Source organism: Thauera sp. 2A1 (assembly GCF_009469595.2).
GTDB lineage: Bacteria > Pseudomonadota > Gammaproteobacteria > Burkholderiales > Rhodocyclaceae > Thauera.
Map to the genome: position 1 here is coordinate 86,216 of NZ_SSXV01000004.1, position 21,891 is coordinate 108,106.

Annotated in this window: 21 protein-coding genes; 15 read left to right on the forward strand and 6 right to left on the reverse strand. The window is 69.2% G+C overall.

Annotation, left to right across the window (positions count from 1 at the left end; genetic code table 11):
- Positions 1–40 precede the first annotated feature (40 nt).
- From GH664_RS05330 to GH664_RS05345, 4 genes are read right to left on the reverse strand one after another with little or no spacing between them, the layout of a single operon-like run.
- Positions 41–634: an NTP transferase domain-containing protein gene (locus GH664_RS05330; RefSeq protein WP_153167088.1), complete on the reverse strand. Its 594-nt coding sequence runs from the start codon at positions 632–634 to the stop codon at positions 41–43.
- Between the two features lie 2 nt (positions 635–636).
- Complete coding sequence (locus GH664_RS05335) at positions 637–1,647, reverse strand: XdhC family protein (RefSeq protein WP_153167089.1); 1,011 nt, start codon at positions 1,645–1,647, stop codon at positions 637–639.
- A gap of 16 nt (positions 1,648–1,663) precedes the next feature.
- The gene (locus tag GH664_RS05340) at positions 1,664–4,024 is read right to left on the reverse strand and encodes a molybdopterin cofactor-binding domain-containing protein (RefSeq protein WP_153167090.1); all 2,361 of its coding nucleotides are present in this window, start codon (positions 4,022–4,024) and stop codon (positions 1,664–1,666) included.
- Positions 4,021–4,479, reverse strand: coding sequence for a (2Fe-2S)-binding protein (locus GH664_RS05345; protein WP_153167091.1), 459 nt, complete (start codon positions 4,477–4,479; stop codon positions 4,021–4,023). The genes GH664_RS05340 and GH664_RS05345 overlap by 4 nt, the downstream gene beginning before the upstream one ends.
- Before the next feature lie 312 nt (positions 4,480–4,791).
- Between GH664_RS05345 and GH664_RS05350 the strand changes: the two genes are divergently transcribed.
- From GH664_RS05350 to GH664_RS05390, 9 genes are all read left to right on the forward strand, one after another.
- Positions 4,792–6,297 carry an aromatic/alkene/methane monooxygenase hydroxylase/oxygenase subunit alpha gene (locus tag GH664_RS05350; RefSeq protein WP_153167092.1) on the forward strand — a complete coding sequence of 502 codons (1,506 nt, stop codon included), beginning with the start codon at positions 4,792–4,794 and terminating at the stop codon, positions 6,295–6,297.
- Positions 6,298–6,378: 81 nt separating this feature from the next.
- Complete coding sequence (locus tag GH664_RS05355) at positions 6,379–6,639, forward strand: toluene-4-monooxygenase system B family protein (protein ID WP_153167093.1); 261 nt, start codon at positions 6,379–6,381, stop codon at positions 6,637–6,639.
- Positions 6,640–6,666: 27 nt separating this feature from the next.
- Positions 6,667–7,002, forward strand: a complete 336-nt coding sequence (locus tag GH664_RS05360) for a Rieske 2Fe-2S domain-containing protein (RefSeq protein ID WP_153167094.1) — start codon at positions 6,667–6,669, stop codon at positions 7,000–7,002.
- Between the two features lie 39 nt (positions 7,003–7,041).
- Positions 7,042–7,356 (forward strand): MmoB/DmpM family protein, encoded by a 315-nt coding sequence (locus tag GH664_RS05365; protein WP_153167095.1) that lies wholly within the window; start codon positions 7,042–7,044, stop codon positions 7,354–7,356.
- Positions 7,357–7,404: 48 nt separating this feature from the next.
- Positions 7,405–8,391, forward strand: a complete 987-nt coding sequence (locus tag GH664_RS05370; RefSeq protein ID WP_153167096.1) for an aromatic/alkene monooxygenase hydroxylase subunit beta — start codon at positions 7,405–7,407, stop codon at positions 8,389–8,391.
- A 63-nt stretch (positions 8,392–8,454) separates the two neighbouring features.
- Positions 8,455–9,468: a 2Fe-2S iron-sulfur cluster-binding protein gene (locus tag GH664_RS05375; RefSeq protein ID WP_153167097.1), complete on the forward strand. Its 1,014-nt coding sequence runs from the start codon at positions 8,455–8,457 to the stop codon at positions 9,466–9,468.
- A 32-nt stretch (positions 9,469–9,500) separates the two neighbouring features.
- The gene (locus GH664_RS05380) at positions 9,501–10,907 is read left to right on the forward strand and encodes an OmpP1/FadL family transporter (protein ID WP_228111392.1); all 1,407 of its coding nucleotides are present in this window, start codon (positions 9,501–9,503) and stop codon (positions 10,905–10,907) included.
- Between the two features lie 36 nt (positions 10,908–10,943).
- Positions 10,944–13,913: an ATP-binding protein gene (locus tag GH664_RS05385; RefSeq protein ID WP_228111393.1), complete on the forward strand. Its 2,970-nt coding sequence runs from the start codon at positions 10,944–10,946 to the stop codon at positions 13,911–13,913.
- A gap of 26 nt (positions 13,914–13,939) precedes the next feature.
- Positions 13,940–14,605: a response regulator transcription factor gene (locus tag GH664_RS05390; protein ID WP_153167099.1), complete on the forward strand. Its 666-nt coding sequence runs from the start codon at positions 13,940–13,942 to the stop codon at positions 14,603–14,605.
- 28 nt (positions 14,606–14,633) lie between these two features.
- On the opposite strand, the gene GH664_RS05395 is transcribed toward GH664_RS05390, so the two are convergent.
- The gene (locus GH664_RS05395) at positions 14,634–15,533 is read right to left on the reverse strand and encodes a LysR family transcriptional regulator (protein ID WP_153167100.1); all 900 of its coding nucleotides are present in this window, start codon (positions 15,531–15,533) and stop codon (positions 14,634–14,636) included.
- 129 nt (positions 15,534–15,662) lie between these two features.
- Between GH664_RS05395 and GH664_RS05400 the strand changes: the two genes are divergently transcribed.
- A complete protein-coding gene (locus tag GH664_RS05400) occupies positions 15,663–16,985 on the forward strand; it encodes an amidohydrolase (protein WP_153167101.1) in 1,323 nt (440 codons plus the stop codon).
- A 76-nt stretch (positions 16,986–17,061) separates the two neighbouring features.
- On the forward strand, positions 17,062–17,361 hold the full coding sequence (locus GH664_RS05405; protein WP_153167102.1) for a hypothetical protein: 300 nt from the start codon (positions 17,062–17,064) through the stop codon (positions 17,359–17,361).
- 70 nt (positions 17,362–17,431) lie between these two features.
- Here GH664_RS05405 and GH664_RS05410 read toward each other — a convergent pair whose 3' ends face one another.
- Positions 17,432–17,839 (reverse strand): FKBP-type peptidyl-prolyl cis-trans isomerase, encoded by a 408-nt coding sequence (locus GH664_RS05410; RefSeq protein ID WP_194270329.1) that lies wholly within the window; start codon positions 17,837–17,839, stop codon positions 17,432–17,434.
- Positions 17,840–17,976: 137 nt separating this feature from the next.
- On the opposite strand from GH664_RS05410, the gene GH664_RS05415 reads away from it, so the two are divergent.
- Genes GH664_RS05415 through GH664_RS05430 form a run of 4 tightly spaced genes read left to right on the forward strand, consistent with a single transcriptional unit; the run spans position 17,977 to position 21,665 of the window.
- On the forward strand, positions 17,977–18,579 hold the full coding sequence (locus GH664_RS05415) for a TetR/AcrR family transcriptional regulator (protein ID WP_228111394.1): 603 nt from the start codon (positions 17,977–17,979) through the stop codon (positions 18,577–18,579).
- Positions 18,576–19,763: an efflux RND transporter periplasmic adaptor subunit gene (locus GH664_RS05420; RefSeq protein WP_153167104.1), complete on the forward strand. Its 1,188-nt coding sequence runs from the start codon at positions 18,576–18,578 to the stop codon at positions 19,761–19,763. The genes GH664_RS05415 and GH664_RS05420 overlap by 4 nt, the downstream gene beginning before the upstream one ends.
- A complete protein-coding gene (locus GH664_RS05425; protein WP_153167105.1) occupies positions 19,760–20,953 on the forward strand; it encodes an ABC transporter permease in 1,194 nt (397 codons plus the stop codon). Before GH664_RS05420 ends, GH664_RS05425 begins: the two co-directional genes overlap by 4 nt.
- A gap of 1 nt (position 20,954) precedes the next feature.
- The gene (locus GH664_RS05430) at positions 20,955–21,665 is read left to right on the forward strand and encodes an ABC transporter ATP-binding protein (protein ID WP_153167106.1); all 711 of its coding nucleotides are present in this window, start codon (positions 20,955–20,957) and stop codon (positions 21,663–21,665) included.
- Positions 21,666–21,891 lie beyond the last annotated feature (226 nt).

Consider the following 21,891-nt stretch of genomic DNA (forward strand, 5'->3'; position numbering starts at 1 on the left):
AGCTGACCTCGCGAAACGTTGTCGGAAACCTGCATGGTAGTCAGGAAGGGTGGCCGCGTGCGAACGATGGCAGATCGTCCGGCCGATCGATGTCCATCAGCACGCCCGCGTCGTCCACCGCGCAGCTCACCAGTTGCTGGCGATGCTCGCGCACGATGTCGCGCCCGCCCTGGTCGCCGGCGAGGGCGGACAGCGGCGCCAGCCACTCGCGCGAGAAGCCGACCGGATGCCCGCGCCGCCCCTGGAATTCCGTGGCGGCAAGGCTCGCACCCGCGCGCAAGGCTGCAGCGACCGCGCGATGGCTGGCGGGCCGGATGAAAGGCATGTCGGCCAGCGCCACCACCCAGCCTGCCGCCTCGCGCGTGGCCCGCACCGCGGCCGCGAGGCTGTGGCCCATGCCGCCGTCGGCATCGGGCGCGATGACGAGCTCGGCACCCTCGGCTTCGAGCAGGGCGGCCAGCGGCTGGCGAGCGGCGCGCAGCACCACGACCAGCCGGTCGCATGCCGGGCGCAGGTTCGCCGCGGCCACCAGCGCCATCGGCCGGCCGTCGGCCAGGGGGAACATCAGCTTGTCGCTGCCGAAGCGGCGGCCCGCACCGGCGGCGAGCAGGATGCCGACGATGTCGTCCGCCATCCTCAGCTTCCCACCACCACTGTCGACGCATTGGCGGACAACGGCTCTGCGAACGGCAGCATGCGCGTCGACACGCCGTTCCGCACCGCGGTCAGCTCGGCGACGATGGCGACCGCGATCTCGGGCGGCGTGCGGCTGCCGATAGGCAGCCCCACCGGCCCGTGCAGGCGATCCACTTCAGCCTGCGTCAGGTCGAAATGCTGCAGCAGGCGCTCGCGCCGGCGCCGGTTGTTGAGCACCGAGCCCAGCGCGCCGACGTAGAAGGCGGGCGATTTCAGGGCCTCGAGCAGCACCATGTCGTCCAGCCGGGGGTCGTGGGTGAGCGCGACCACCGCGCTGTGCGGGTCGAGCCGGAGTTCGAGCGCGACGTCGTCGGGCATGCCGGCGACCAGCGTCGCGCCGGGCACGCTCCACTGCGCGGCGTATTCCTCGCGCGGGTCGCAGACGAACACCTGGTAATCCAGCGCCTGCGCCATGGGCGCGAGATAGCTCGAGATCTGCCCGGCGCCGACGATCAGCAGGCGCCAGGCCGGGCCGTGCACGGTGGTGAGCGTGCGGCCGTCCCACTGCACGCGGTCACCCGCGGCGGCCGGCGCGACGCGGTTGCCCGGCTCGCCCACCGTCACGCTGCGCCGCATGCGCTCGCCACCGGCGATGCCGGCCGCCAGCGCGTCGAGCGCCGCGAGATCCGGCTGCGCTTCGATCACCAGTTCCATGCTGCCGCCGCAGGGCAGGCCGTAGCGGCGCGCCTCGTCCTGGGTGACGCCGCAGGCCTGCACGAAAGGCGCGCCCGCCGCGAATCCGCCACCCCGCATGCGCTCGATCAGCTCCGCTTCGAGGCAGCCGCCGGAGACCGAGCCCTGCACCGCGCCGTCCTCGCGCAGCGCCATCCACGAGCCCGCCGGCCGCGGCGCCGAACCCCAGGTGCGCGCCACGGTGACGAGGGCGAAACGCTGCCCCGCGGCGGCCCAGCGCCTTGCGGCGTCCAGGACCTGGCCGTCGGTGCTGTGCATGGCCGGCGCCTCCGGATCAGGCGAGCTGTTCGCCGATCGGCAGGCGGCGGATGCGCTTGCCGGTGGCGGCGAAGATCGCGTTCGCCAGCGCCGGCGCCACCGGCGGCAGCCCGGGCTCGCCGACGCCGCCGAGCGGCGCATCGAAGCCGGTGGGCGTCACCAGGTGGGTGTGGATCTGCTTCGGCGCCGCGCCGATGCGGGTGACCGGGTAGTTGTGGAAATTGCTCTGCTCCACCCGCCCGGCCTTGAAGCTGATCTCGCCCACCGTCGCCAGGCTGATGCCCTGGATGACCGCGCCTTCCAGTTGCGCGCGCACGCGGTCCGGGTTGATCACCGCGCCGCAGTCGAGCGCGATGTCGACGCGCGGAATCGTCAGCTTGCCCCCCGCGCCGACCGCCACTTCCACCACCACCGCCGCATAGGTCACGAAGCTGCGATGCGCGGCGATGCCCAGGCCATGCCCCGGCGGCAGGCTGCGCCCCCAGCCGGCCTCCTGCGCCACGCGCTCGATGACGCCGCGCAGGCGCGCGGTGTCGTAGGCGTAGCGCTTGGGATCCTCGCCGTACAGCCAGTCGTCGGACATGAATGCCGGATCGATGACGCGGTCCGCACCGAGCAGCTCGAGCAGGTAGTCCTTGGGGTCGCGCCCGGCGGCGGCGGCGAGCTCGGCGGCGAAGCTCTGCACCGCGAACGCATGCGGGATGTTGGACACCGAACGGAACCAGCCCAGGCGCGTATGCGCCTCGGCGGCCGGATTCTCCACGCGCACGTGGGGAATCGCGAACGGCATGTCGACCGCGCCCATCGCCAGCTCGAACGCGCCTTCCTGCTTTGCGCCCGGCATGAAGATGGACTGGATGGTGGGCGCCACCGTGCGATGCAGCCAGGCCTGCGCCCGGCCCTGCGCGTCGAGCCCCGCCTGCAGGCGCTCGACCGACACGGTGTGCAGGAAGCCGTTCTGCAGGTCGTCCTCGCGGGTGAATGTCAGCTTGACCGGGCGCCCGTTCATCGCGCGCGACAGGATCGCCGCCTCGCTGGCGAAGTCCGGCTTGGACTTGCGCCCGAAGCCGCCGCCGAGCAGCAGCGGATGCACGACGACCTTGTCCAGCGGCAGCTTGAAGCGCTTGGACAGATCGCTGCGGATCGCCTCCGGGGCCTGCACGCTGCACCACACTTCGCACAGGTCGGCGGTCACGCGCGCGGTGGCGGTGGGCGGCTCCATCGGCGCCTGGGCGAGATGCGGGATGTAGTAGGTCGCCTCCACCCGCCGCGCCGCACGCGCCAGCGCGGCATCCGCATCGCCGTTGTTGCGCACCACCTTGCCCGGCTGGCCCGCGGCCGCTTCCAGCGTCTCGCGGTAGCGGGCGGAGTCGTAGCCGGCGTTGGGCCCGTCATCCCATTCGATGTCGAGCAGGGAACGGCCCTTGATCGCGGCGTAGGTGTTCTCGGCGATCACCGCGACGCCGCCCAGCGGCTGGAAGGCGGAAGGGATCGGCGTCGGCTCGATCACCACCACCTGCAGCACGCCCGGCACGCGCACCGCGCGGCTGGCGTCGTAGCGCTTGAGCTTGCCGCCATAGACGGGCGGGCGCGCGACCACCGCGAAGACCATGCCTTCGATCCTGGCGTCGGCGCCGTACACCGCCTTGCCGGTGGTGATGTCGAGGTTGTCGACCAGGCCGATGCCGTCGCGGCCGATGTAGCGGAACTGCGCCGGCGTCTTGAACACCAGCGCATCCGCCGCCGGCACCGGGCGCTGCGCCGCGCCGCGGGCGAGCGCGCCGAAGCCGAGGCGCCGGCCGCTGGCGGCATGCACCACCTCGTGCCGCTCCGCGCGCACCTGGGCGACGGGCACGTTCCAGCGTGCGGCCGCTTCCTCCTCGAGCATGCGCCGGGCCGCGGCACCGATGCGGCGCAGCGCCTGGAAGTGGTGGCGCATGCTGCGCGAGCCGTCGGTGTTCTGGTTGCCGTAGCGCGCCTCGTCGCCCGGCGCCTGCGCCACGATCAGCCGCGCCAGCTCGGCCTCGAGCTCGTCGGCCACGACCATGGCCCAGCTCGTGCGCACGCCCTGCCCCATCTCGGCGCGGTTGCACAGCAGGCTCACCGTGCCGTCGTCCGCAATCGTCAGGAAGAGGCGCGGGTCGTCGCGCAAGCCGCCGCTCATGGCCTCACCGGCGTATTTTTTCGTTTCCTGCGTTTTCGTCTCCGGCGCCTTCGCCTCCTGCGCCTGCGCCGGCCGGATGCCGGTGGCCAGCACGAAGCTGCCGGCGGCGAGCCCTCGCAGGAAGCCGCGCCGGCTCAGGCTGAGGTTGGCGATTTGCGTGGTGATCTCGTCTGCGATGTCGTTTGCGACGTCATTGCCGAAATGCGCGTTCATGACTTCGCTCCTTCGGCCGCACGCAGGATCGCGGCGCGGATGCGCGGATAGGTGCCGCAGCGGCAGAGGTTGCCGCTCATCGCGGCGTCGATGTCGGCGTCGGACGGCCGCGGCGCCTTCGCCAGCAGGGCGGCCGCCTGCATGATCTGGCCGGCCTGGCAATAGCCGCACTGCGCCACGTTGAGCTCGCGCCAGGCCACCTGCACCGGATGCATGCCGTCGGCCGACAGGCCTTCGATGGTGGTGATCGCCCGCCCGCCGAGCTGCCCCACCGGCAGCAGGCAGGCGCGCGCCGCCTGGCCATCGACCAGCACGGTGCAGGTGCCGCACAGCCCCGCGCCGCAGCCGTACTTGGTGCCGGTGAGACCGGCGAGGTCGCGCAGGTACCAGAGCAGGGGCATCTCGGGGTCGCCATCGTGGCGATGCGCGCTGCCATTCACGGTGAATGTCGTCATGTCTCCTCCTGGTTCATCTGCATCTTCTACCGGGCCTGGCCGGTGACCGCCATCCTAAGAACAACACGCCCGGGAAGTCGACAACTGCGTCGTCACCAGGCGGCCGGGGGCTTTCCATCGGGGCGGAAACGCGCTTCCACAAGGCCCCGATTGCTGCAGGGCAGCTAAACCATCGTCTAATACCGGGCCTTCCTGTTTCCCAATAATGTTGCGTCGCACGCTTGAACCGCCCGGTGCAAGGATTCGATCGACGCAGATCGATCGGCAGGAAAAGCCGTTGAGCTTTTCGCGCCCATCATAGAGGAGACAACGATGGCCGTACTCAATCGAATGGACTGGTATGACCTGGCCCGTTCCACCAACTGGACCCCCAAATACGTCACCGAGGACGAACTGTTTCCGCCCGCACTGTCGGGCGAATTCGGTCTGCCCCTGAGTGCCTGGGAACACTACGACGAGCCCTACAAGCAGACCTATCCCGAATATGTGAAGGTCCAGCGCGAAAAGGACGCCGGCGCCTATTCGGTGAAGGCGGCGCTGGAACGCAGCCGCATCTTCGAGAATGCCGACCCGGGCTGGAAGTCGGTGATGAAGGCGCACTACGGCGCCATCGCCCGCGGCGAATACGCGGCCGCCAGTGCCGAGGCGCGCATGATGCGTTTCTCCAAGGCACCGGGCATGCGCAACATGGCCACGCTGGGCTGCATGGACGAGATCCGCCACGGCCAGATGCAGCTCTATTTCCCGCACGAGCACGTGTCCAAGGACCGGCAGATGGACTGGGCCTTCAAGGCCTATGACACCAATGAGTGGGCGATGATCGCCGCCCGCCATTTCTTCGACGACATCATGATGACGCGGGACGCGATCAGCGTTTCCATCATGCTGACGTTCAGCTTCGAAACCGGCTTCACCAACATGCAGTTCCTCGGGCTGGCAGCGGATGCCGCCGAGGCGGGCGACCACACTTTCGCCAACCTCATCTCCAGCATCCAGACCGACGAGTCGCGCCACGCCCAGATCGGCGGCCCGGCCCTCAAGGTGCTGATCGAGAACGGCCACAAGGCGGAAGCGCAGAAGCGCGTCGATATCGCGGTGTGGGGCGCGTGGAAGCTGTTCTCGGTGCTGACCGGCCCGATCATGGACTACTACACCCCGCTCGAGCACCGCAAGCAGTCCTTCAAGGAGTTCATGGAGGAGTGGATCGTCGCCCAGTTCGAGCGCGCCCTCACCGACATGGGCCTGGACCTGCCCTGGTACTGGGACATCTTCCTGAAGGACATCGGCCAGACCCACCACGGCATGCACCTGGGCTCCTACTTCTGGCGCCCGACCCTGTGGTGGAACCCGGCCGCCGGCGTGACCCCCGACGAGCGCGCCTGGCTGGAGGAGAAGTACCCCGGCTGGAACGACACCTGGGGCCAGTGCTGGGACGTGTTCATCGAAAACGTGGTCGACGGCAACATGGCGATGACCTACCCGGAAACGCTGCCCTATGTCTGCAACATGTGCCAGTTGCCCATCCTCGGCGTGCCGGGCAAGGGCTGGGACGTGAAGGACTACCCGCTCGAATACAACGGCCGCCTGTACCACTTCGGCTCCGAGGTGGATCGCTGGGTGTTCCAGCAGGAGCCCGAGCGCTACGCCGGCCACCTCTCCATCGTCGATCGCTTCCTGGCCGGGATGATCCAGCCGATGGATCTGGGCGGGGCGCTGCAGTACATGGGCCTGGCCCCGGGCGAGATCGGCGACGACGCCCACAACTACGCCTGGGCCGAGGTTTACCGCGCCCTGCGCGAGACCCGCAAGGCGAGCTGACTTTCAATACAAGCCCCAGACGCGGCGCGCCCGTCAGGCCTGCTGCCGGCGCGCCGCGTGCGACACGAGGAGATTTACGACATGGCCCTTTTTCCGCTGACCTCCAATTTCGAGGGGGATTTCGTCCTGCAACTGGTGCCCGTGGATACGGAGAACACCATGGACGAGGTGGCTGCCGCGGCAGCCGTGCACTCCGTCGGGCGCCGCGTGCGCGACCGTCCGGGTCACATCCTGCGGGTGCGCCGCCACGGCGGCACCGAGTTCCTGCCGCGCACCCTGAAGGTGGCCGAGGCGGGGTTCAAGCCCACGGAGACCGTGGACATCATCTGGCAGGCCGCCTGACGGGCGGGCCGGATCGGGAGCAAGAGCATGAGCTTCACCAAGGTATGCACGGTCGATGACGTGTGGGAAGGCGAGATGGCCCCCTACACCGTCAATGGCCACGAGATCCTGCTGGTCTGCGCCGACGGCGGCGAGATCAAGGCCTTCCAGGGCATCTGCCCGCACCAGGACATCGCCCTGTCGGAAGGCAAGTTCGACGGCAACAAGCTGATCTGCCGCGCCCACCTGTGGCAGTTCGACGCCGGCACCGGCCAGGGCATCAACCCGGACGACTGCGCGCTGGCGAGCTATCCGGTGCGCATCGACGGCGACGACGTCTTCGTCAGCACCGAAGGCGTCGAGCCCCTGTTCGCCCACAGTTGAGCGCCGCTCCAGGCGACACCCATTCACAAGGACACGAGCATGAGCACTGCAACTTCGGCGCAGGCCTATCACAACAACCTGGTCGGCCCGGTGATGCGCCCCGGCGACCTGGCCCAGGCGGTCATCGAGGCCGCCAGGGTGGACAACCCGGGCAAGGAGATCTTCGTGGATGACAAGCGCGCCTACATCCGCATCCACGCCGACCAGGAAATGATCCTGCGCCAGGCCACCATCGAGGAGGAACTGGGGCGGCCGTTCCGCATGAACGACCTGGAGGTGGACCTGAGCTCCTTCGCCGGCCAGATCGAAAGCCGCGACGACCAGATCCGCTTCTATTTCAACAAGACGCTCTGAGCGGCCGCAGACCGCCACCCCCGACAAGAACGACACGAGGAGACACCGATGTCCGAGATTCAAGTCCTGAAGCCCCAGAAGACCTGGAGCCACCTGGCCGCCCGCCGCCGCAAGCCGAGCGAATACGAGATCGTCAGCACCAACCTGCACTACAACGACAAGCGCCCCGACTCGCCGTACGAGCTGGACCCGAACATGTTCATGAACCAGTGGTACAAGAAGAACACCTTCGGTACCGCGCTGAAGCATGACGACTGGAACGCCTTCCGCGATCCGGACGAGGTGGTCTACCGCACCTACAACCTGACGCAGGACGGCCAGGAAACCTACGTCTTCAGCCTGTTCGACCAGTTCAACGAGCGCGAGCACGACAAGGCCCTCGACCCGCGCTGGGCCGGCACGCTGGCCCGCCTGTACACCCCTGCCCGCTATCTCTTCCACACCCTGCAGATGGCCTCCGCCTACGTCGGCCAGGTGTCGCCGGCGAGCACGCTGACCAACTGCAACTACTTCCAGATGGCCGACAGCCTGCGCTGGCTGAGCCACACCGCCTATCGCACCAAGGAACTGTCCCGGTCCTTCGCCGACAAGGGCTTCGGCGAGGACGAGCGGCGCTACTGGGAGGAAGACCCCGCCTGGCAGGGCTTCCGCGAGCTGATGGAGAAGGCGCTCACCGTGTGGGACTGGGGCGAGGCCATCACCGTCCTGACCCTGGTGGTGAAGCCGGCGATCGAGGAGACCGTGCTGCGCCGCCTCGGCGAGTCCGCCCGCCACAACGGCGACACGCTGCTGGGCCTGATCACCGACGCCCAGTTGATCGACGTCGCGCGCCATCGCCGCTGGGCCGCCGCCTTCGTCGCCATGGCCCTGCAGACGCCGGGCAACCTGGAGCTGATGAAGTCGTGGATCGCCAAGTGGGAGCCGCTGGCCGACCGTGCCATCGACGCCTACTGCGCAGCCCTGCCCGACGTGCCGGGTGCGGCCGAGTCCGCCAGGGCGGCCACCCGCGACCTGCGTCGCGGCCTGGGTCTCTGATTCCTCGATACCGTGCGCGCGCCGCGGCCCTGCGGGGAGGCGGCGCTGCGCCGGGGAGACACCATGAGCCATCCAGTGATCTTCAATGAGCGGGACGGCACCCGCTTCGAGCAGGCACCCGGGGACACCCTGTTGCGGGCTGCCCTGCGTGCCGGCGTCGGGCTGTCGTACGAGTGCAATTCGGGCGGCTGCGGCGGCTGCAAGTTCGAGCTGCTGCAGGGCGAGATCGAGACCTTGTGGCCGGACGCCCCGGGCCTGGTCGAGCGCGACCGCCGGCGCGGCCGCCACCTCGCGTGCCAGTGCCGCGCCGTGGGCGACGTGCGCATCAAGGCCGCGAGCGGTGCGGAATACCTGCCGCCGATCCGGCCGCGGCGGCGTCGCGCGGTGCTGACCGGCAGCACCGCCCTCACCCACGACCTGCGCGAATTCCGCTTTCGCGCCGACGGCCCGGCCGACTTCCTGCCCGGCCAGTTCGCCATGCTGGACCTGCCCGGCGTCGGCGCCTCGCGCGCCTACTCGCTGTCCAACCTCCCCAACGCGGACGGCGAATGGCATTTCCAGATCCGCCGCGTGGCGCAGGGACAAGGCACCGCAGTGCTGTTCGACGACCTGCGGCCCGGTGCGGAGATCGGGCTGGACGGGCCCTACGGCGTCGCCTACCTGCGCGAGGCGTCGCCGCGCGACCTGGTGTGCGTCGCGGGTGGCTCCGGCCTCGCGCCGATGATCTCGATCGCGCGCGGCGCGGCGCAGGCGGGGATGCTCGAATCGCGCAAGCTGTACTTCTTCTACGGCGCGCGCGAGCCCCGCGACGTGTGCGGCGAGGCCATGCTCGCCGAACTCGCCGGCTTCGGCGAACGGATCACCTATTGCCCGGTGGTTTCCACCCCGGGCGCAGACGGCTGGGCAGGTGCCACCGGCTTTGTGCACACCCACCTGCCCAAGGTCCTGCCGGCGTCCCTGGCGAACTACGAGTTCTACTTCGCCGGACCGCCGCCCATGACGCAGGCCCTCCAGGAAATGCTGATGGTGGGCCACAGCGTGCCGTTCGAGCAGATCCATTTCGACCGATTCTTCTGATGTCCCGCCCAGGGACCGATGCAGGGACAAGAATGAAAGCAGAACCACGAAAGCGGCAGCACACCGGCCGTCGCGCGATGAAGCTGGCGGCCGTCGCCCTCGCCGTCGCTGCGACGGCCGGCGCTGCGCACGCCACCGACGTATTCCGACTCGAGGGCTTCGGCGCCGTGTCGCGCGCCATGGGCGGGGTGGCCACCGCCTACGACGTGGGCCCGGCCGGCATGATGACCAATCCGGCCACGCTCTCGCTGATGTCGGCGGACCATGCCGCGATGGTGGGGCTGGACCTGGTCACCACCGACATCGACGTGCGCAACCGCGACAGCGGCGAAAGCGTGCATTCGCATGACCACGGCAGCAACCGCGGGCCTTACTACGCGCCGCAACTGGCCTATGCGCAGCGGCTCGGCGACTGGACCCTGGGGCTCGGCGCCTTCGCCCAGGGCGGGCTGGGGACCGAGTTCGGCCGCCACAGCTTCCTGTCGCGGGCGAATGGCGGACTCGACACCGGGCTGGAGAACTCGAGCCGGCTGCTGGTGCTGAACATTCCGCTGGCCGCCAGCTTCCGCGTGTCGGATGCCCTGACCGTCGGCGGCGGCGTCGATGCGGTGTGGCAGGGCCTGAACCTCGACCTGCTGCAGGGGGCCGACCAGGTGGGCAGCCTGATCGGCGCCGGACGCGTGTCGGGCAGCCTGCTGCCGGTGCTGGGCGGCCTGCCGGACCTGCGCGGCGCCCACTTCAGCCTGACGCGCAATGCCCCCCTGGCGAGCGGGGTCAACGCCTGGGGCTACACCGCCCGCGTCGGCATGACCTACGCCCTGTCCGCCGACACCCGGATTGGCGCCGCCTACACCGCGCGCAGCCAGATGTCCGACATGGACGGCCGCGCCACCCTCACCGCGGTGGACGGCGTCGCCGGAAAGATTCCGCTGCAGGGCAGGTTGCGCATCCGCGACTTCCAGATGCCGGCCGTGCTCAACCTCGGGCTGAGCCAGCGGGTGAACGAACAACTGACGGTGGCGGCCGATGTGTCGCGGGTGTTCTGGTCCGACACGATGAAGGACATCAAGGTCGGATTTGTCGCGGATGGCGGCGGCGAACTGAACGTCCGGCTGCCCCAGGACTACCGGGACCAGACCATCCTCGCGCTCGGCGCGGCCTGGCAGGTGGATTCGCACTGGACGCTGCGCGGCGGCCTGCGGCTGGCGCAGCAGGCGCTGCGCTCGTCGACGCTGTTCGCCGTGATCCCGGCGATTCCGCGCAAGCACCTGTCCGCAGGCTTCGGCTACGCCCTGTCGCCCGCCTCGAGCGTGGATTTCGCCTGGTCCCACGCTTTCCAGGAGTCCATGGACAACGCCGGCCTGCCGAATACCTCAGCCCCGATACGGGTGAGCCACGCCCAGGACAATGCGACGCTGGTCTACACCTATCGCTTCTGAGCGCGCACTCTTGCGGCAGGCGGGCCCGATGCGCGGATGTCGCGCATCGGGCCGCCGCACGTGCGTATGCGGGCGGCAGCACAGGCGAGAGGCGAGGCGATGGTGAACGTGAATCCGGACGACGACATCTGCAGGGTGGCCGGGCGCACCTCGGTGCGCGGCGTGGTGATCGACGCCGCCGACGCGCGCGATGTGCGGCGGCAGAAGATGGCGCGCATCATCCTCGACGCCATGTACGAGTTCCTCGGCCTGCTGGACCTGGACGGGACCCTGCTGGAAATCAACCGGGCGGCCCTCGACGGCGCCGGACTCTGCCTGGAGGACGTGATCGGCAAGCCCTTCTGGCAGGCGCGCTGGTGGGCGGTGTCGGAAGAAGTGCGTGATCGGGTGCGGCAGATGATCGCGGAGGCGCGCACCGGCCGTTTCGTGCGCTGCGACTTCGAGGTGTTCGGCGATCTCCAGGGCAACCGCACGATCGTCATCGACTTCTCGCTCAAGCCCATCCTCGACGACGACGACAAGGTGGCCTTCCTGCTGCCCGAAGGACGCAACATCACCGAGAAGATCGCCAGCAGCGCCGAACTGTCACGCAAGAACAGCGAACTGCAGGTGGCGCTGGAGCGGCTGAAGGAGCTCGATGGCTACAAGACGCGATTCTTCGCCAACGTGAGCCACGAATTGCGCACGCCGCTCACGCTCATCCTCGGCCCGGTCGACCAGCTCATCAAGGACGGGGCGCGATTCGACGAACGGGAGCGATTCCGCCTCGCCACCATCCAGCGCAATGCCCGTTCCCTGCTGCAACAGGTGAACAACCTGCTCGACCTGGCCCGCATCGATGCCGAGCGCATGCCGATGGCCTATGTGCACGCCAACGTGGCCGCCCTCGTGCGCGAGACGGCGGCCGGTTTCGATGCTGCCGCCGAGGACCATGGCATCACCCTGACGCTGCGCGGCGAGGACGAGCTTTACGCCGACGTGGACCGGGCCAAGTTCGTGCGCGTGCTGTGCAACCTGTTGTCGAACGCGTTCAAGTTCACGCCGGCGGGCGGACGCATCGTGTGCGCGGTGGAGCGCGTGCGGCGGGGCCGGGTGCTGATCAGCGTGCAGGACAGCGGCCCCGGCGTGCCCGATGCGCTGAAGCGGCACATCTTCGAACGTTTCACCCAGGGCAGCGAAGGCCTCGGCGCCAGCGGCAGCGGGCTGGGGCTGAGCATCGTCAGGGAGTTTGTGGAACTGCATCGAGGCACGGTGGTGGTGGTCGATGCGCCCGGCGGGGGAGCGATCTTCCAGGTGGAGTTTCCGGCGCGGGCGCCGGAAGGCAGCTTCGTGCGCACCGGCGGCGCGGCCGATGCGCCCTTGTCGCAGGAACTCCTGGGCCCGCTGGCGCCGGTTGCCTTGCCGCCACTCGCGGAGGCGGCAAGGCAACCGGGCAAGCCCAGGGTGCTGGTGGCCGAGGACAATGCCGATCTCCGCCTGTTCCTGTACGACGTGCTCTCCGACGAATACAACGTGCTGCTGCGCGAGGACGGCGCGTCGGCCTTCCAGGCCGCCATCGCCGATCCGCCGGACCTGATCATCGCCGACCTGATGATGCCGCGCTGGGACGGCGAACGCTTCATACGCGCGCTGGCTGCGCGGCAGGACTTCCCCAAGGTGCCGGTGCTGGTGCTGTCGGCGCGGGCCGATGACGCGCTGCGCGAGAACCTGCTCGAACATCTGGTGCAGGACTTCCTCACCAAGCCCTTCTCGGCGCAGGAACTGCGTGCCCGGGCGCGCAACCTGGTGTCGGTGAAGCGCACCGTGGCCATCCTGCAGAAGGAGCTCAACTCGCAGGCCTCGGACATCCTGGAGCTCACGGCGGGCCTCGTGGCGAGCCGCAAATCCCTGCAGCAGAGCCTGACCGCGCTGCAGGTGATGGACCGCCGCTGGCTCGGGCTGTACGAGAACACCGCGGTGGGCATCGCGCTGGCGGACCGTGAAGGCAGGATCCTTTCCGCCAATCCGGCGCTGCGGCGCATGCTGGGCTATGGCGCGGAGGCGCTCTCCGGTGTCTCGCTGATGGAGATCACCGATCCTTCGCAACAGGCCATGACGCGGCGCAATGTGGATGGGCTCTTCGACGGCGAATTCCCCAGCTATACGCTGCAGAAGCGTTACGAGAAGAAGGGCGGCGGCCACCTGTGGGCCAACGTGTGCGTGTCACGCATTCCGGCCCTCGAGGAGGACGGCCCGATGCTGGCGGTGATCGTCGAGGACATCACCCAGCGCATGGAAGCCGAGCGTTCGCTGACGGCGACGCGCAACGAACTGGCGCGGGTGGCGCGCTACACCGCGATGGGCGAGCTGGTGGCCACGATCGCGCACGAGATCAACCAGCCTCTGGCGGCGGTGATCACCAACAGCGAGGCCGCGCTGCGCTGGCTTTCCCATGACTCGCCCAACCTCGCCGAGGTGGCCGCGGCGCTCAAGCGGCTCAACCGCGACGCCAGCCTGGCCAGTTCGGTGATCGCACGCATCCGCGGCTTCCTGCGCGCGGGCGAAATCCATCGCGAGCGCGTCGACGTGGCACACCTGCTCGACGAGCTGCTGCAGATGCTGCAGGCGCTGCTCGCGGAGGCCGGTGTGCGGGCGACGGTGGAGCTCGCCGAGCCCCGGCCCTGGCTGATGGCGGATCCGGTTCAACTGCAGCAGGTGATCCTCAACCTGATCGTGAATGCGGTGGATGCGATGCGCGACCAGCCGGAAGGCGAGCGCACGCTGCGCATTGCGGTGACGAGGAGTGCCGCGGGAGGATTGCAGTTCGCAGTGCATGACAGCGGCCCGGGCATCGCCGAGGGGTTGGAGGAGCGGCTCTTCGAGGCCTTCTTCTCCACCAAGCCGGAGGGCCTGGGAATGGGGCTGGCGATCAGCCGCAGCATTGTCGAGAACCATGGCGGCCGCCTGTGGCTGGACAGGAGCAGGGGCCCCGGCGCGTGCTTCTCATTCACCATTCCGGACAACTGAGAACGGGTGCGACGGTGACGACGAAGATGAGCACGGGCAAGGGCGCCGAGGCGGTGTCCGAATGGGTGTATGTGGTCGATGACGACCTCTCGGTGCGGGAGGCCCTCAGCAGCCTGATCCGTTCCGTCGGCCTGTCCGTCGACACCCATCCGTCGGCTGCGGCCTTCCTCGCGGCGCCACGCCATGCCGGCCCAGCCTGCCTGATCCTGGACGTGCGCATGCCGGGCCTCAGCGGGCTCGAACTGCAGGCGCAGCTCGCCGACCTCGACCCGCCCCTGCCGATCATCTTCATCACCGCCCACGGCGACGTGCCGATGGCGGTGCGGGCGATGAAGAAGGGGGCCATCGAATTTCTCCCCAAGCCCTTCCGCGACGAGGAACTGCTCGCCGCCATCCGCACAGCCCTGGCGCGGTCGCACGGCAGCCAGCGCGAAGCGCGCGAAGTCGGCGAGATCCGGCGCCGCTACGAGTTGCTGACCGCCCGCGAAAGGGAAGTCATCCCCTACATCGTGAAGGGGGCGTTGAACAAGCAGGCCGCGGCAGACCTCGGCATCTCGGAGATGACGATCAAGGTCCATCGCCACAACATCATGAACAAGATGAGCGCGAAGACGCTGCCCGACCTCGTGCGCATGATGGAGCGGCTGAACCCTCCCGCCCCGGACGCAGGGGCGGAGTCGGCGCAAGGCTGATCGCGGCGCGCCGCCGCCGTCATCCCGCTCACTCGCGGAACTGCTCGCGCGCGAACTGCCTGAACAGTTCCACCGCCGGCGATTCGCTGCGCCTCGCCAGGCTCACCAGCGCATAGTGCCCGACCCGCTCCGCGTGCGGCTCGACGCGGATCTCCTGCACCCGGCCAGCGGCGATGCGGGCGCGGGCGCTGGCGAAGATGCCGAAGAACACGGCGTCGGTGGCTTCGACGACGTCGAGCATGGCGCTGACATCCTCGCTGTTGATCGTGACCATGCGCTCGGGGTGGGCATCGGGGCCGAGCTCGGCGACGAGGATGCGGGCGAGCTCGTCGCTGAGGGGCATCGAGGCCACCGGGTAGCGGCGCAGTTCGGCTAAGTCGATGTGTGGCAGGCCGAGCAGCGGGTGGCCGCTGCGGCACAGGAAGCCACCACGCAGCGGCGCGAGCGGCTCGATGCGCAGGTCGTCGGCGGGCAACAGCGCGCGGCGATCGACGGCGATGACTTCGACCGTTTCACTGCGCAGGGACTGCACCAGCATGGCGACCGCGCCGCGCGCGATCCTGACCTTCACACCGGGGTGGTGCGTCGCCATTTCAGCGAGGAAGGACACCATCAGGATGGACGCCGGCGTGGGGCCGAGGCCGATGGCGATGTCGCCGATGCGCCCTTCGCGCAGCAGGGCGACGCCGCGCTTCAGCTCGGCCGTCTCGGCGAGGATGCGGCGCGCGCTGTCGACCACCTGGCGGCCGTAGGCGGTGAGAGTGTTGCGCCGGCCGACGCGGTCGACGAGCATGACCTGCAGCTCGTCCTCCAGCGCCTGCAGGCTGCGGCTCAGCGCAGGCTGCGTCAGGCACAATGCGTCGGCCGCCTTGCGGAAGGATTGGTGTTCGGCGATCGCGATCAGGTGCCGCAGTTGGGCGAGGTTCATTTATTACCAACTGTAATTGATTTGAGGAATATTTTGCATTGGACGCATCGTACTCCGCTCCTTAATCTGCACCCCACCTGATGTCGCTGCCCGCGCATCGCAGAGCACACACCAACGAGGAGACAAACCATGAAAATCAAGAGCCTGAGCCTGGCCCTGGGCACCCTGCTGCTGGGCGCAGTGTCGTCCGCGCAGGCCGTCGAAGACGCCGTGCTGAAGAACATCGAGACCCGTGTCGGCGCCATCGAAAGCAAGCTGATCGGCTGGCGGCGCGACATCCATCAGAATCCGGAGCTGTCGAACCAGGAAGTGCGCACCGCCAAGCTGGTGGCCGATCACCTGCGCAGCCTCGGCCTGGAAGTGAAGACGGGGGTGGGCGGCACCGGCGTGGTGGGCATCCTGAAGGGCGGCAAGCCGGGCAAGGTGGTGGCGCTGCGTGCCGACATGGACGCGCTGCCGGTCAAGGAGCTGGTGGATCTGCCGTTCGCCTCCAAGGCCAAGGGCAAGCACATGGGCAAGGAAGTTGACGTGGCGCATGCCTGCGGCCACGACGCGCACACCGCGATCCTGATGGCCACCGCGGAAGTGCTGGCCGGCATGCGCGACCAGATTCCGGGCACGGTGAAGTTCCTCTTCCAGCCGGCGGAGGAAGGTCCGTCCGAGGCGCTGAAGGGCGAGCACGACCACATCGGCGCGCTGGCGATGGTGGATGCCGGCGCGCTCGACAACCCCAAGGTCGACGCGGTGTTCGGCCTGCACATGATCCCCGCCTTCCCGGTCGGCACGATCGGTTACCGTTCCGGCCCGATCCTGGCCTCCGGCGACACCTTCACCATCAAGGTGAACGGCAAGCAGACGCACGGCGGCTTCCCGTGGAACGGCGTGGACCCGATCGTGAGCACCTCGCAGATCGTGCTGGGTCTGCAGACCATCGTCAGCCGCCAGCTCAACCTGACCAAGGAACCGGCGGTAATCTCGATCGGCTCGATCCACGGCGGCAACCGCGAGAACATCATCCCCGAGAGCGTGGAGTTGCTGGGCACGGTGCGCACCTTCGACGACGGCATGCGCGACGACACGCTGGCGCGCATGCGTACCACGGCCGAGTCCATCGCCCAGGCAAGCGGCGCGAAGGCGGAAGTGAACTTCCTGAAGCCGGGTTACTCGACGACCGTCAATAACGCCGATCTGAGCGCCCGCATGCTGCCGACCATGCAACAGGTGACTGGTGGCAAGGCGGTGATCACGCCCAAGCTGACCGCATCGGAGGATTTCTCCGAGTTCTCGAAGAAAGTGCCGGGCGTGTTCTTCTTCCTCGGCTCGAGCACGCCGGGCAAGGAAAAGACGGCGGCGCCCAACCATTCGCCGAAGTTCGAGATCGACGAAGCGTCGCTGGCGGTGGGCGCGAAGGCGATGACGGCGATGGCGCTGGACTTCCTCGGTCAGCCCTGATGCGGCAAACGCCGCGGCCTCCCGGCCCGCAGTCCTCGTAGCCGGGCGGCCGCGTATGGCGAAGAGGCGGTGGGACATGCAACGTCGCCCCCTGGCAGGCGCGATCGCGCTCGCGGCCATCGCGCTCGGCGGCTGCGTCTTCCTGCCGTACACCACCTCGGAATACGACGCCCGCTGCGACATCACGCGGCAGCACATGGTGCTGAGGCCGTATCAGGTCGACGCCTTCCTCGGCTGCCAGAACGAGGGCTGCGCCGCGCTTCTGGTGCTGGCAGGGGCGGTGACGGCAGCGTCGGCGGTGATCTCGGGCAGCGTGGCGGTGGTCGGCGACTCCGTCTATTGGCTGGAGGCGCAGGGGCAGTGCCGCGAGCGCTGACAGGTTCCCCCGCCGGGCCTGCGGACGCTGCCCGCCGGCCTCAATCCACCCAGCCTGAATCCACCCGGACTCAATCCACCTTGAGCAACTGCACCTCGAAGTTGAGCGTGGCATTCGGCGGCACCGCGCTGCCGGCGCCCGCTTCGCCGTAGGCGGTGCGCGACGGGCAGGTGAGCTTCGCCTTGCCGCCGACGCGCATGCGCTGCAGGCCCTGCGTCCAGCACGGGATCACGCCGTTGAGCGGGAAGGCGATGGGCTGGTTGCGTGCGATCGAGCTGTCGAACACCTTGCCGTTGTCCAGCGTGCCCTGGTAATGGACGAGAACGGTACTCGACGCGCCGGGCCGCGCGCCATCGCCGCGCTGCAGGTGTTCGATGCGCACGCCGGAAGGCAGGGTTTCGACGTCCGCTTCCGCCGCGATGGCGGCAGTGGTCAGGGGAAGGCCGGCGAGCAGGGCCAGGGCGATGTTCTTCAGCATTCGGGGGTTCCATGTAAGGCGAGCGCAGAATGTTCGCACGATTTGCGTCACCGCAAGCACCGCCCGATGCATTAGACAAAACTGAAATACGGGCCTAGACTTGCAAGTAAGTAATCACTCACTTGCAAGAGATGCCCATGAAGCCTTCACGCCAGCCCACCGAGGACCGCCAGGCCGAGATCGTGCTGACCTTGCTGCGCCTGGCTGCCGGGCGCAGCGCGCTGGACATCTCCACGAGCGACATCGCACAGGCGATGAACCTGTCGCAGGGCGCGCTGTTCCGCCACTTTCCGACCAAGGAGGCGATGCGGCTGGCGGTCGTCGCCTGGATCGAGGCCGAGCTGCTGCAGCGGCTCGACGCCGCGCGCGCGTCCGCCAGCTCGCCGGTGGACGCGCTGCGCGCCATGTTCCTCGCCCACGTCGACTTCTTCATCGCCCATCCCGGCGTGCCCCGCTTCATCTTCGGCGAGCTGCAGCAGGCCGACCGCACGCCGCTGAAGGAGCGGGTGCGCGAGCTGATGGCGCGCTACCGCGAACGGCTGGCGGCCTTGCTCGATGCGGCATCCGCTGCCGGCTTGATCCGCCCCGGAACCGACCACGCCGCCGCCGCCGCGCTGTTCCTCGGCGCCATCCAGGGCCTGGTGATCCAGTCCATGGTGAGCGGCAGCATGGACGGCATGCGCGAGCAGGCGGAGGCGGTGTTCGGGCTCTATCTGACAGGACTGGAGGTGCGGTCATGAAGCGGAAATTCCCTGTCCGGCACATCGGCCTGGCGCTCGCCGGCGTCGTGCTGCTGTCGGGCTTCGGCATGGTCGTGGCGCGCTCGGGGCCGCTGGCGCCGGTGAAGGTGACGGTGGCGACCGTGGAGACGGACAGCATCGTCGCATCGCTGTTCGGCATCGGCACGGTCGAGGCGCGGCGCAGCTACTTCGTCGGCCCGACGGCGGCGGGGCGCGTGCTGTCGGTCGCCGTCGACGTGGGCGATGCGGTGCGCGCCGGCCAGGTGCTGGCGGAGATGGATCCGGTGGATCTCGACGAACGCCTGCGCTCGCTGCAGGCCTCGCATGCGCGGGCGCAGAGCGCGGTCGCCGCCGCCGAGGCGCAGCGCCAGGATGCCCGCGCGCGGCGCGAAGTGGCAGCGATCAACAGCCGGCGCTACGTCGAGCTGGGCGGTAAGCATTTCGTCAGCGCCAGCGCGGTGGAAGGCAAGCAGCAGGAGCTGGTGTCGGCGCAGGCGGCCACCGATGCCGCCGAGGCCAACCTGCTGGGCGCGCGCCACGAGCTGGTCCGCCTGCAGGCCGACCAGCAGGCGCTGGGCGAGCAGCGGCGCAACCTGCGGCTGATCGCGCCGCGCGACGGCATCGTCACCAGCCGCGACGCCGAGCCGGGTTCCACCGTGGTCGCCGGCCAGTCGGTGCTGCGCCTCATCGAACCGGACAGCCTGTGGGTCAAGGTGAGGCTCGACCAGGGGCGCTCGCGCGGACTGGCGCACGGCATGGCGGCCGAAGTGGCACTGCGCTCGAACCCGTCGCAGCGCCTGGCCGGCAAGGTGGTACGCGTCGAGCCGGTGAGCGACAGCGTGACCGAGGAGCGCATCGCCTTCGTCGCGCTGGAAGCGGCACCGGCCGGCCTGACGGTGGGCGAGCTCGCCGAAGTCACGCTGCACGCCGCGGCCGCGGCGCCGTCGCTGGTGCTGCCCAACGCCGCCATCAAGCACACCGTGGCCGGCACCGGCGTGTGGCTGCTGCGCGAGGGCAGGCCGGCCTTCGCCGCGTTGACGGTGGGCGACAGCAGCCTCGACGGCCGGGTGCAGGTCCGCGACACGCTGCGCGAAGGCGACGTGGTGATCGCCCACAGCGAACGCGAGCTGACTCCCGACACCCGCATCCGCGTGGTCGAGCAACTCGCCGGAGGCCGCTCGTGATCAGCCTCGCCGGCCGCGACATCCTGCATGCCTGGTCGAAGTTCGTGCTCACCGGCATCGGCCTGGGACTGCTGATCGGCGTCACGCTGACGATGGCGGGCGTCTATCGCGGCATGGTCGACGACGCCAGGGTGCTGCTCAACAACAGCGGCGCCGACCTGTGGGTGGTGCAGAAGGACACCCTGGGGCCCTATGCCGAATCGTCCAGCCTGCGTGACGACGCGTACCGCAGCGTGCTCGGCCTGCCCGGCGTGGCACGGGCGGCCAACGTGACCTACCTGACGATGCAGGTGCGCAAGGGCGACAGCGACGTGCGCGCGATGGTGGTCGGCTTCGAGCCGGGCCAGCCGGGCGAGCCGGAATACCTGGTGGCCGGCCGCCAGGTCACGCGCAACCACTACGAGGCGGTGGCCGACGTGAAGACCGGCTTCCGGCTCGGCGAGCAGATCCGCATCCGCCGCCACGACTACCGCGTGGTGGGGCTCACCCGGCGCATGGTGTCATCGGGCGGCGACCCGATGGTGTTCATCCCGCTGAAGGACGCCCAGGAGGCGCAGTTCCTGAAGGACAACGACGCCATCCTCAACGAACGCGCGCGCACCGCCGCCAACCCGGCGCTCAACCGCCCCGGCGTGCCCGGCCTGCTCGATGCGCTGCAGGCCAGCCAGGCGAGCAGCCGCAACGTCAATGCGGTACTGGTGCAGGTCACGCCGGGCACCGCGCCCGCCGTGGTGGCCGACACGGTGCAGCGCTGGAAGCACCTGCAGGCCTACACCCGCGAGCAGATGGAAGAGATCCTGGTGGCCAAGCTGATCGCCACCTCGGCGAAGCAGATCGGCATGTTCCTGGTCATCCTCGCCATCGTCAGCGCGGCCATCGTCGCCTTCATCATCTACACGATGACGCTGGGCAAGATCCGCGAGATCGCGGTGCTGAAGCTGATCGGCACGCGCAACCGCACCATCGCCGGCATGATCCTGCAGCAGGCGCTGGGACTGGGGCTGATCGGCTTCCTGGTGGGCAAGACGGTGGCGACCTGGTGGGCGCCGGCCTTCCCGAAATACGTGCTGCTGGAGCCGGGCGACGCGCTGCGCGGCTTCGTCGCCGTGATGCTGATCTGCGCCATCGCCAGCACGCTGGCCATCCGCGCCGCGCTGCGCGTCGACCCGGCGACGGCGATCGGAGGCTGACATGGACGGCTACGGCATCCGCATCGAAAACCTGCGCAAGCGCTACGGCGAGGGCGACACCGCGGTCGATGCGCTGAAGGACGTGAACATGACCGTGGCGCCGGGCGAGGTGGTGGGCCTCATCGGCCCCTCCGGTTCGGGCAAGAGCACGCTGCTCAAATGCCTGGGCGCCGTCATCGAGCCCAGCGCCGGGCGCATGACCCTGGGCAGCGAGGTGATCTACGACGACGGCTGGAAGCTCCCCGACCTGCGCGCGCTGCGCCGCGACCGCATCGGCTTCGTGTTCCAGGCGCCCTACCTGATCCCCTTCCTCGACGTCACCGACAACGTCGCCCTGCTGCCGATGCTCGCCGGGCGGCCGAACGGCGAAGCGCGCCGGCGCGCGCGCGAACTGCTCGAGGCGCTGGACATCGGCCACCGCGCCAGGGCGCAGCCGTCGCAACTGTCGGGCGGCGAGCAGCAGCGGGTGGCGATCGCCCGCGCGCTCGCCAACCAGCCGCCGGTCATCCTCGCCGACGAGCCCACCGCGCCGCTCGACAGCGAACGCGCGCTGGCCGTCATCACCATCCTCAACCAGATGGCGCAGCAGTTCGCCACCGCCATCATCGTCGTCACCCACGACGAGAAGATCATCCCCACCTTCCGCCGCCTGTACCACATCCGCGACGGGCGGACGGTGGAGGAGCCGGGTTACGCCAGCGCAACGGCATGAAACCCGCTCCGGTCGCCACGCGGCAGGCGCATCGCGTGTCGAAGGCCATCGGCTACACGCGCAACGAAGGGCCGCGACCGATCGCGGAAGGCCGAGTCCCCGCGCAAGGTCGGCGCGGCAAAGGAAGATGTGCCGGGCCTGGTTCCTGACGGTCCGGTTGGCCGGAAGGACGTGACGCAGCCTCGTGGCGATCGAAAGCCCCCATTGCCGAAGCGGCTGGCGGCCG